Annotated in this window: 9 protein-coding genes and 3 pseudogenes; 3 read left to right on the top strand and 9 right to left on the bottom strand. The window is 61.0% G+C overall.

The window, feature by feature from the left end; all coding sequences use genetic code 11:
- Position 1: 1 nt before the first annotated feature.
- From C7G61_RS24105 to rlxS, 3 genes are all read right to left on the bottom strand, one after another.
- Positions 2–2,029, bottom strand: a complete 2,028-nt coding sequence (locus tag C7G61_RS24105) for a conjugal transfer protein TraG (RefSeq protein ID WP_108519145.1) — start codon at positions 2,027–2,029, stop codon at positions 2–4.
- A gap of 379 nt (positions 2,030–2,408) precedes the next feature.
- The gene (locus C7G61_RS24110) at positions 2,409–3,551 is read right to left on the bottom strand and encodes a nucleotidyltransferase family protein (protein WP_108519147.1); all 1,143 of its coding nucleotides are present in this window, start codon (positions 3,549–3,551) and stop codon (positions 2,409–2,411) included.
- Between the two features lie 144 nt (positions 3,552–3,695).
- Positions 3,696–5,663: a relaxase/mobilization nuclease RlxS gene (rlxS, locus tag C7G61_RS24115; protein WP_108519149.1), complete on the bottom strand. Its 1,968-nt coding sequence runs from the start codon at positions 5,661–5,663 to the stop codon at positions 3,696–3,698.
- Positions 5,664–5,949: 286 nt separating this feature from the next.
- Between rlxS and tnpA the strand changes: the two genes are divergently transcribed.
- Entirely contained in the window at positions 5,950–6,834 is an 885-nt protein-coding gene (gene tnpA, locus C7G61_RS24120; RefSeq protein WP_108519151.1) for an IS66 family insertion sequence element accessory protein TnpA, read from the top strand.
- 128 nt (positions 6,835–6,962) lie between these two features.
- On the opposite strand, the gene C7G61_RS24125 is transcribed toward tnpA, so the two are convergent.
- Entirely contained in the window at positions 6,963–7,187 is a 225-nt protein-coding gene (locus C7G61_RS24125; RefSeq protein WP_476727210.1) for a hypothetical protein, read from the bottom strand.
- Between the two features lie 31 nt (positions 7,188–7,218).
- Here C7G61_RS24125 and C7G61_RS24130 point away from each other — a divergent pair.
- Positions 7,219–7,442: pseudogene (locus tag C7G61_RS24130) on the top strand (tyrosine-type recombinase/integrase); the annotation flags it as partial.
- Between the two features lie 111 nt (positions 7,443–7,553).
- Positions 7,554–7,664 (top strand): annotated as a pseudogene (locus C7G61_RS24135) (transposase domain-containing protein); the annotation flags it as partial.
- A 192-nt stretch (positions 7,665–7,856) separates the two neighbouring features.
- Here C7G61_RS24135 and C7G61_RS24140 read toward each other — a convergent pair.
- The 5 genes and pseudogenes from C7G61_RS24140 to C7G61_RS24155 all read right to left on the bottom strand — a co-directional run.
- Entirely contained in the window at positions 7,857–8,396 is a 540-nt protein-coding gene (locus tag C7G61_RS24140; protein ID WP_190241944.1) for a S26 family signal peptidase, read from the bottom strand.
- On the bottom strand, positions 8,386–8,604 hold the full coding sequence (locus C7G61_RS24145) for a helix-turn-helix domain-containing protein (RefSeq protein WP_057849756.1): 219 nt from the start codon (positions 8,602–8,604) through the stop codon (positions 8,386–8,388). The genes C7G61_RS24140 and C7G61_RS24145 overlap by 11 nt, the downstream gene beginning before the upstream one ends.
- Before the next feature lie 153 nt (positions 8,605–8,757).
- Complete coding sequence (locus C7G61_RS24150; RefSeq protein WP_190241945.1) at positions 8,758–9,387, bottom strand: DUF2285 domain-containing protein; 630 nt, start codon at positions 9,385–9,387, stop codon at positions 8,758–8,760.
- Between the two features lie 825 nt (positions 9,388–10,212).
- Entirely contained in the window at positions 10,213–10,362 is a 150-nt protein-coding gene (locus C7G61_RS44790) for a hypothetical protein (protein WP_190241946.1), read from the bottom strand.
- Between the two features lie 256 nt (positions 10,363–10,618).
- Positions 10,619–10,786: pseudogene (locus C7G61_RS24155) on the bottom strand (DUF736 domain-containing protein); the annotation flags it as partial.
- Positions 10,787–10,938 lie beyond the last annotated feature (152 nt).

A 10,938-nucleotide genomic window follows, 5' to 3' on the forward strand; every position in this document is an offset into this window, starting at 1 on the left:
ATCAAAAAGCTGGAAGCAGATCGTCATCGTCCCGCGTCACTGCATGGGCGCGGCGAACCGTGGCTGTCCCGCTGGCCGCGCGCTGCATCTGGCTACGATCGGAGGCCGCGTCGGAATCGTCTTCAAAGAGCCGTTCCTCGCCTGAAGAAGTCTCCCCGACGCCACGCGCAGGCTCGTCGAACAGGGGAAGTTGCGGCTTGAGGCCGCCCTCATGCTCGGCGTCCTGCATCAGATCGCGGAACGGAAGCGTCGCCAGCCGGAGATCGACCTGCCTGAGCTGATCCTGCCAATCATGGGTTCTCGCGGGTGGGCGATCAGCGTAAAGGCCGGCATCAAGCCGCGGCGTCGGAAGCAGCCGCCCGGTGAAGTTTGCGTCCTCATAGTGCCTCAGCTTTTGGGCGCGGACGGGCGCAAGGCCGGACACGAGAACGATTGCCTCACCCTGAGGGAGCTGCATCACCTCGCCCGGCGTCAGCAGCGGCCGAGCAGTCTCCTGCCGGCTGACCATGACGTGGCCCAGCCAGGGCGCGAGCCGATGGCCGGCATAGTTACGTTGCGCCCGCAGTTCCGTGGCGGTGCCGAGTGCATCCGAGATGCGTTTGGCTGTACGCTCATCATTGGCGGCGAACGCAATCCGCACGTGGCAATTGTCGAGGATGGCGTTGTTTTCGCCATAGGCCTTGACGATCTGATTGAGCGACTGCGTGATTAGGTAGGCGCGGATGCCGTAACCGGCCATGAACGCCAGCGCGCTTTCGAAGAAATCAAGCCGCCCCAGCGCCGGGAACTCATCTAACATCATCAGGAGTTGCCGTTGCCTCGGCGCTCCGTCATTTACGTTCAACGTTTCGGTAAGACGGCGCCCGATCTGATTGAGGATCAGCCTGATTAACGGCTTGGTGCGGCTGATGTCGGAAGGCGGCACCACGAGGTAGAGCGTGACTGGCCTGTCGTCGGCAACGAGGTCGGCGATCCGCCAGTCACAGGCCTCAGTATTGCGGCCGATGGTCGGATCCCGGTAGAGGCCGAGGAAACTCACCGCGGTCGACAACACGCCGGAGCGTTCATTCTCCGACTTATTGAGCAGTTCCCGCGCGGTCGCCGCGACCACTGGATGGACCTTCGGCGAATCCGTCGTGCCAAGATGGTTGGTCGCCAACATGATCCGCAGCGTTTTCTCAAACGATTGGGCGGGATCGGCGAGGATTTCGGTGACGCGGGTGAGTGTCTTGTTCTTCTCGGCGTAGAGGACGTGAAGGATCACGCCGACGAGCAGCGCGTGGCTGGTCTTTTCCCAATGGGTGCGGCGTTCAAGCGCGCCTTCTGGATCAACCAGAATGTCGGCGATGTTTTGAACGTCCCGGACTTCGGCAGCGCCCTTCCGCACCTCAAGCAGCGGATTGTACCGGGCACTGCGTGTGTCGGTCGGATCGAACAACAAACAATGCGAGAAGCGCGACCGCCAGCCGGCTGTAAGTTGCCAGTTCTCGCCCTTGATGTCGTGAACCACGGCCGACGAGGTCCAGGAGAGCAAGGTCGGCAGCACCAGACCGACGCCCTTGCCCGAGCGCGTCGGCGCAAAGCACATCACATGTTCTGGACCATCATGGCGGAGATAGTCTCCGTCGATGCGACCAAGGAAAACGCCCTGGCCCCGGAACAGTCCGGCACCAGCGATTTCCTTACGTGTCGCCCAGCGAGCCGAGCCATAGGTCGTGACCAGCTGATTTTGCCGGGCGCGCCACACCGAATTGATGACCGCAAACAGCGCACCCGCAATTCCTCCACCGGCCGACAGGGCGCCAGCGCGCTCGAATATCTCGGGCGCGTACGCTTCGTAGGCATACCACCACTCGAACAGCCGCCATGGCAGATAGACCGGATAGCCCGACAGCGTTATCCAGGGCGAGCCAAGGCCGTCCTGATAGCCGAGTGCGCTGGCCGTCCACTGCGTCGCGCCCCACGTCGAGGTGACGACGATGCCGAAGACGACGGCGATCTGTCCGACGTAGATTTTTGCCGGAAACATTCTCTGCCCCATTCATAGCGCGACGTGAACGGGGCGATGAAGAGGACGAGAACGATGCACATTCAATCGAAATAAAAATCGTGCTCCGCAACGAAATCCGCGTTGATCAAATGCGAACTGGAGAAATCACGCGCGCTCCAATGTCAGCGCATGTCAGGAAACACCTCAATAGAATGTGAGCAGTGCGACGACGTTTGCTTACGCTTCCAGCATCCATCTGGCGGACGATGGACTGCTGGGAAATTCCGATCGGGGCATCCCGACTCGGCGTTCTCTACGACCCAGCGATCCTCCGATTCTATTAGCCAATCCTAGATTTTGAGCCATTCAATCAATCGACCGCAGCTCGGACCGGTACGCGGTTCCCGTAATCCGCGCGTCATTTTGGGCGGAGCGTAGGGGCATCGGTTGGCTTATCTGCAAGATCGTAATCGGCAGGGTTGGAGCCAAGCTCGGTTACGCCCTTGGCAAGCTCGGTCCGGAACGAATGCTGGAAGCCGTAGTCGTAGGTCGCGATGCTGGTACGGATCGCTGCTCTCCAATGATCGCCGCGGTCCCACGCTTCCGTAAAGGCAGAAGCAAGATCGGCATGCTGCCGGTTCGCGATCATCGCTTCGATGATTGACCGAGCCTGAAGCCGGTCTTTCGAACTCTTTGCGGTTGCGTCGCGATCCGCCTTCCGGCGGGATCCGACAATGAGTTTGTGGATGGCGTATCGCTCCGGTGATGGGATGAGAACTGGCACGCCGGCGCCGTGCAGCAGCACCGCGCGGATGGGTTCGTAGATCAGGTAGTCGAGGAAGCGTAGCGGGAGTGCCGCCGCGCCGCCCAACGCCGGCATCGGGACTGGCTTGCCTGCCTGGTCGTCGGACCACTGATTGGGCGTCAGGAATTCCACCTTGAAGTTTTCCCTCGAGACGAACTGGGTGGAGACCCTGCCGTCGACTTGGCTTGGAATCTCGCGAAAGGTCTGATCGACCTGTCGAAGCACCTCCAGGATGGGTGGCATGGAATCCTTGATAGCCACCGAGATTTCGTGGAACTGCGCAAAGTCAGCATCGCCGGTCTGCATGGCGACTGCATCAAGGCGTGTACCGAGCACGGCAGAGTAACATTGGTAGGCAACGGTGCCGACGAGCACTCCCCGCAAGCGGAAGAAGCCGGCCTTGGCCAGTGCTTCCACCACCTGACCGGTCATCGGCAAAGGACGCGGCAGATAGGCCTCGCGCGTCAGTGTGGAAACGAGACGGCGGCGTCCTTTCAGGTCGGCCTTCAGATCCTTGAACGCTTCGACCCTTTTGGTGATTTCGGGATCGTCAACCGGACCAACGTAGCGTCGATTCTGGGCGCCGCCCTCAGGCTTGGGCGTGTCGAAGTACCAATACTTCTTGCCCTTGACCTCGACGGCCACGAATCTGCCGTTCGCCGAGAACTCGGAGGTGAAGCTCTCGTCGAGGCTGCGCTGGACCAGTTCGGAATAGAGCGTCTGATAGGTGATATCGAGACGTTGGGTGGAAGCCATGGCGGATGACCCGTTATACTATTTTAGAAAAAATAGTATAACTGCTGGAACTCGAAAGGCAAGTCAGTTATACTAAATCCATAAAACTAGTATAACTTACTGGCATATCAACAGCTTATATGGAACTTATGACGTTAAGCTGGACTATAAGCCCAAAACGCGCTTTTGTCCGATCGACCATGAGATCCCCTCGCCGCCGACGACGCCAGTGACCGCCTGGCCCTTGGCCCGCTCAAGCACTGGTCGCCACGGCACGAGGCTGAAGTCGCGCGTACGCTCAATCAGCGCGAACCGCCCGCTGCTGAGCGTCAGCATGCGGTGATAAGTACCTGTGATCCGGTCGCCCGGTTTGGGCTCGGCGTAATCAAGGCCGGTATCGCGGGTTATGCGCGCGCCGACCTCGGCTAGTTCCCGCCGCTCCAGCGTTTGCAGCAGATTGCGCGCGTAGGCGATCCGTCCGCTCTGCTCGCGCGCAAGGCCTTGCTCCAGCAACCACTGTCGTCGCAAGCGAAGCGCGCCCTCGAATTCCGCCCCCAGTCCCCTCGATGCGATCACCTCCGGCGATCTGGCAACGAGTTGCTTGTCGAGCCAGGTCGCGCCGGACGCGCCGGGCAATTCGTCGAGGCTCTGCCAGGATAGCACCGTGATCCGCGCCGGGTTGCGCGATCGCTGCGCGGCCTCGAACTGACCGGCGCGTTCAAGATGATCCGCATCAATGGACCAGTCGCCGCTAATGGAGCGCTCGACCAGGCCTTGCCGCCGCATGGCTTCCAGCCGGCGGACATGCGCCTGAATGTACTCCCCGGAGGCCTTCGGATCGAACTCTCGATGCAGTTCGGCGCTGTAGACGCCACGGTTGCGGCCAGCGACCTCCGCGATCGTCCGGTCAACGTCGCGCGGGCTGACGTCGCGCGCGCGAACCTCGACGATCGTATTTCGGATCAAGGGTTCGTCGGTAGCCTGCCGGACTCCAAGATCGGCGTAATGCGTTCGCCCATCGATCCCGTCCACGATGACGTATCGGCGGTCGTGCAACTCGTCAGAAACCCCTTCCGCGACCAGCCGCCCGATCACCCGCGCGGCGCCGGCCTGCCCGTCGAAGATCACATGGTCACCGGCGGCACGGTGGATTCCTGCGGCGGTCAGATCGCGATGCATCGTCTTGATGATATCGCAGCGCTCGCCCATCCGCCGAAGCGCCTGCTCCATCTCCGGCATGACCCGCCAAACGCCGGGCGCGGTCTCCTGCGCCAGGCCCATCTGCTCCAGCGTTCGCAGCCGCCCCATACGCATGGCGTACCGCTCCGGATGGCGCTCAGGTTTGGCGGCAAGCCTCAAGGTTCCTTCGGTTGGGTCACGCAGGATGGCACGATCGAGTCGGGTAAACCGCTCGGCGCCGACTTCGTTCTCAAGCTTGCGCATTGCCTCCAGTTCGCTCTCCGGTCCCAACTCGCGGGTGATGAGCTCGCTGGCGCGCGCGCGGATGCCATGTGCGATGTAGTCGCGCGCGATCACAAGGTCCTTGCCCCGATCGTCCTTGCCGCGCACCACGATGTGGCTGTGCGGATGGCCGGTGTTGAAGTGATCGACTGCCACCCAATCCAACCTCGTGCCGAGGTCCGATTCCATCTGCCGCATCAGATCACGCACGAACGGCTTGAGATCGGCAAGCTCGTTGCTGTCTTCCGGGGCGACGATGAACCGGAACTGGTGGCGGTCTTCCGCGCCTCGTTCCGCGAACGTCTTCCCGTCCGCACGGTTGCTGCCAACATCATACAACTCGCCGGGATCGCCCTCACGGGTAACGCCGTCGCGCTGGATGTAGCGCAGATGCGCTCTCGCGGCGCCATTGTCGCCTGCCTTGGCGCGGACAATGCGGGCCTTGATGACCACGCGGCGCGTACCTGCCGAACGATGGCTCGCGGAAACTGCTCCCTTGGCATGGCCGCGGCCGATCCGCGAGCCGATGAAAACCGCCCGTCTGCGCGGTCGTCCCGTGCCACCTTTCGCGGCGATCTTGCGCACGCGTTTGACGTAGCTTGTGGCCTTGCGGCCGCGGCGGTTGCCAATCCGCCCGAGCCTGACCCTGAATTCATCGTCGGTGTCCGACATCGCCGCTCTCCGCCGTCGCGGCGGAGCATGTGCGTGCTCTCACGTCTAGTCGCAAGACGCAGACGTGTTTCGTCAATCGCGCCAAGGCGCTGCTGTCTCATTGGCGACAATGCCGTTACGGCTGGCGACAAATCCAGGATGTGCAGACAACGACTTAGGCGCGCCTCGGCGCCAGTGCTTTTATCTTGCCCTCCCGCTTCGCTCGTAAGCGTCCGGAGCTTGCACGACTTTCTGAGAGTGCGTTCTCGTTCCATTTCGGGTTCTCTGCTGCATTGGAGAATCTCCGGTGGGTCCAAAACATTTCCAGAGCAAAGCCAGACGCGAGTGGTGGTCGATTCACATCGAGGCCTGGCGGCGCAGCGGCGTTTCGCGTGTCGCGTATTGCCGTCGGCATCGATTGGACGAGGGAACGTTCGCGCGCTGGCTCAACGCGCTCACTGGGGAGGAGGCTGCACGCAAGCTTACGGAATATCAGACCGAATTGCGCCGCGAGAAGCGTCGCGAGGAGCGAGAAAAAGGACTGAAACGACGCCAGCGGCGGCGCTTTAGCGTGAGCACCGACACGCAATCGCGAGCAGTTCAGGCGTTCTGGGCTATGCACGTCGAGGCGATGAACTGGAGCGGAATGGGCGTTCGCGAATACGCTGCTGCGCTGTGTCTGTCGCCCTATGCGCTCCGCAAATGGCTTGACCGGTTGGACGGCGGCGAGATTGAAATCGACTGGCGCGCGCATCTTCACCCCTCCGCCCGCCCCGTCGTTGGCACTAGTGCTAAGAAATCGGCCTCCGAAAGCCACTTGACAGGAGCAGCAAATGACGCTGCGCAAACGCCAGCGACGCCCGTCCGGCGCTTCTTCAGCGATGAACAGAAGCTTGCGATCGTAATGGAAAGCGAGCAGCCGGGTACAACGGTCTCCAGCGTTGTCCGCAAGCACGGCATCGTTACCGGGCTGCTGTTCCGCTGGCGGGTGGAGTTCGCCGTAGCGCAAAAGAAACGTGCAAGGCTCGCTTCCGTCGCGCTGGCGGACGACATAGTAGCCACGCGCTTTCTGCAACCGCCTGACGGAACGACGGCTGTTGATCCGCCCGACGGGCGGCAGGTCTTTGCTACCGCCGACAGCGATCCTGATGTCGTGCGGGCGCGCGTTAAAAGCGGAGAGATCGCGCCATGATGATCGTGCCCGCGGGCGTAAAGGTGCATGTGGCGCTGGGCTATACCGACATGAGGATTATGCGGAGCGCACGGTTATGCAGAGTCCGCGGCGGAATGTTGCGGCCGCCGCGGCTTTTCTCGTAGATCTTACTCCGCATAATCCGGCCTGCGTTTGACCGTGCTCAGCATGGCGAGCAGCTTGTCAGGCGCGCGGAAGCGTCCGGGCTTCAGCATCGGCGGCACCATGGCGGCGAGCGCTTCGAGCTTTTCGGTCGGGTCCGCGCGCAGGTAGACCTCGGTACTTTGCAGGTTGGCGTGTCCGAGCCAGAGCGAGACCTTCCGCACGTCACGGGTTGCCTGCAGGGTGTGCATCGCGCAGGTATGCCTGCTATATCGACCAAGACATAGGCGACACAGCGCTGCGATGGAACTGCTGCAAGCCGGCGTCGACTGCTCCGTGATCGCGCTGTGGCTCGGTCATGAATCGGTCGAGACGACGCAGACGTACCTGCACGCCCACCTCGCCCTCAAGGAAGCTGCCCTGGCGAAGCTCAAGCCGTACGAGCGCGGCAAGCGAACCCGCTTCCAGCCGAACGACGCCTGCTCGCCTTTCTGGAGGCGCTCTGAACGACCAGACTATGCCGAATGGAATGGGACTGCCGTGCACGCGATCGACGGTGCCAGCGTGACAACGGCGTGCCATAAAACCCGTTCGGCATAGTTCGGCGGGCGACATAAACCTGCAAACTCAACGGTGTCGAACCCTACGCTTACCTGTGCAACGTGCTCATACGAATGGTGGATGGTCACCCCATCAACCGCCTCGACGAACTGCTGCCGTGGACCTGAAAACAGAAAATCATGTCAAGACCTGACTGATGTGCAAGCTCCGGACGCTTACCTTCGCTCGTTCACCCGTTGGTCTCAATGGAAGAGCTTGCTTGACCGCAGGTTCGCGATCTGCCCGAACGAAGACTCAGCGGCATACCGGGGAAGGTGCGCGCCTTTTTCTGACACGCACGATCGCTGTCATGGGCAACTTCAAATATTTGGATTCCAGGTCCAGAGCGGATGCGCCACGCCCAGGACGTCGCAGCGCAGCACCGGGCCGAAGTATCGCGAGTCGAACGAATGAGGGTGCGGCTGCAGCAGGAAAAATTCTCCTTCAACAAGCCGCAAGCAGCCTTCCCAGGTTGGCAGGGGCCGTCCCCCTCGATCGTTCTGAAGCACCTCTACAATGACCTTTCCATTGACCAAGATCGATTCGATCGGTGCTTTGGCGCGGCACACTTCATCGCCGCCGGCCGCAGCCACCTGCTTCAGAAGGGGTACCGGCCCGGGCAAAACACCATGCGCGATGATCAGGAGCTCAATAGCCGGCGGCGGTCTGAACAGCGCCAGTTCACCGTGCGCGGGCAGCCGTTGCTCCAGATAGTAGAAGCCGAGTGGCGCACTGCCCGAGGCATTATAGATCAACAGCGGCATCCCGTTCGCGAAGGAAATCAGCACTGCGATGATGCTGGCGCACATGGCCGAGAGCACGGCCCGTTGGCGCCAGGGACTTGCGCGATCAATCAGCATCGGAGGTTGACCTCCGCTTATTGGCTTGCGAATATTCGATGAGGTCTTCGATGTGGTAGCGGACATAGCGTCCGTGCTTGCGGTAGGCGGGCCCTCTGCCGTTCACCCGCATTTTTTCAAGGGTATTCTTGGTGAGGCGCAGCCAGGCGGCAGCCTCTACCGTGTTGAGAAACGGCTTATCGGACTCTTTGTCGTCACTCTTCGTCATTTCCGAGGCTCCTTGTCACCTACCTCATCAAGCACGAGGCGTGAGAAGAAGCGTCGTCACATTGGCAACCTAATTGGGAGTGGCGAATGCGGCAGGGTCAGTTTCGCCATCCCGCGAAAGCAAGTCTCGTCAAGCAGCCGCGACAAGAAGCGGCTAGCTCAGGAGATCGCGATAGCCGCCCTTCATCAATTCGGATCCCTTGGCAACAAGCCGTCGCGTGCGATCCTTCAGGAATTGACTGTGCCCGTGCCATTCCTCCGCAACTTTTTTCTCCCCGAAGATCGTGATTGCGATCTGGCGGTAGGTCTTGCCCTCCAGGCTTTCATCGAGCGCGATCAGGGCGTGGTGCATACGTTCGTCGCTTGCGAACGGCGGCGTTTGTATCGTCCTCTGGCCAGGCTCGGTGAAACGCTTCAGGCGCTTCAGAAGCTCGATTTGCGCGGAGAGGTCGCCGAGGCCATGGAGCTCAAAGACCGGCGCAAAGGGCGCAGTCAGGGCAGGAAGACCGCGAATTTCGAGGGGGACATGAACGCCCGCTCCCTTCACCAACACCAATGGGATCTCGTCGACACCGATGACCGCCATTCGATTGACCTTGAAGTCCGCAAGCGTGGACGGCGGCGTGTTTTCGTTGCCATTTCGCATTTGGGCGTTGAGGCGGATCACCCGCTTCAGGGCATCGACGTGCCAGAACACCGGTGCCTGCCGGGCGCGTAGCGCGGGGTCGGCAAAGGCATAAAGTCCCCATCGTTCGGCGCGAGGAAAGCGTCGCCGCAGACGCAACAGCCAGGTCCCATCGCAAAGTCTGATGTACGGCAGACGTCGAGGAACGGAGCCTCGCCACTCGGCGATATAGTCTTTGTTCCGGCGCAAGAACTCCCACGCCCAGTCGCATGGGTCATAGCCCGCCGGATCAAGGCGAGCGCTGCCATCGCGCGGACGGCGGTGCGAAGACATGTCGGGATGGTTCAGGGCCTGCCCCAAGCTAGAAGGCACTTCGGAGTGCTGATCGTTTCGGCCAAATGGGGCAACAGAACGGCCCAGCGGGTACTTTTGGGCGCCGATTGCATCAGTCCGCCAGTGTCCCGATCATACCCGCGCAAGTTTCTGCTGGTGTCTTAGCGGATCGCCCAACGCCGGATCACATAATGCAAATCGGCCGTGGTTGCGAGAACCCTTCTCTCGCCCCCGTGCTGACCCCACGGCAGACACTCGAGCGCGGTAGCCCACGAACAAGACGTCTCAATGTCAATCTTGCAAATTCCATGGTACGCTTTCTCGTGTGCGGGCCGATTCCGGTCTGCGCAGTAAGCGATCTCATTTGAGATTTAACGGAGGGGCATATGGCCAAGAAAGCGAAGAAGGCGAAGAAGACCACCGGGAAAAAGGCCAAAAAGAAGAAGATGAAGAAGTAAGTCTTCGACGACCTTCTGCTCGTTCCGAGCAAGATGCATGCTGCGGCAACGTTTGCACTCGTCGACCTCGCTTTGGTCTGAATGGACCGATCAATGGTTGGGCCGGACCGCATGGCGCCTTAGGCACCGTGCAGTCCGGCCCTCAAATTCTTACAGCCTTTCCGGCAGCTCTGCCCTGAGTTGGCCGAGGCCTTTAATGAAACCCATTCATCACCGTCACGACCTTCGATAGCAGGACGCCAGTCGACATCAGCGCGGCAAGGCTGATGATCATTTGCGCCAGGCAAGTGCGCTTAAGCGTCACCGCTTGTGGATCGGGAAACACCATGAACGGACTCGCCATCGTCAGCTCCGTGAAGCGGTGAACGCGTTTATAGTGGCCGAGAAATAGGGCGTCGCGCCGATCGCGATGCAGTATATTTGTTGCCCGTAAGGTTGACTCTTCACCGACTCGGCTGCGGCAAACTCGGGGGCACGAATTGAGGCGCCGCGCCGAATCGGTTGGCCTTAAGTTCAGGTAAACAAAAGATTAACGGCTTCCGTCGCACGGCTAAAAGGCCCCGCCCGAGTGGGTCGGGCGGGGCTCGGTGGAGAGAACCTCAGTCGCCGTTCTTCCGCGGCCGCGACCAGAGCAGGGCATGACCTTCGTTTTCATCCTCGAACAGGTTCGCATAGATCGGCGCGTTGAACGAAGGATCATCGAGCTTGAGCGAGAGGTAGTCGCGGCCCTCCTCCGAGCGCTTCGACCAGGCTGCCCCGATCTCGGCATTATGTGGTGCACCACATAACACCGATTATGCGAAGCGGAGCATTATGCGGAGCGATGTCGTCTGAGCGCAGGTTTTCCGCGGGTTTCTGGCTCGCCGCGCTCCACATAATCCCGAGGGAAGAGCTGCGACGGCTCGGCGGGCGAGCCGTC

Source organism: Bradyrhizobium algeriense, from assembly GCF_003062295.1.
GTDB classification, from domain to species: domain Bacteria; phylum Pseudomonadota; class Alphaproteobacteria; order Rhizobiales; family Xanthobacteraceae; genus Bradyrhizobium; species Bradyrhizobium algeriense.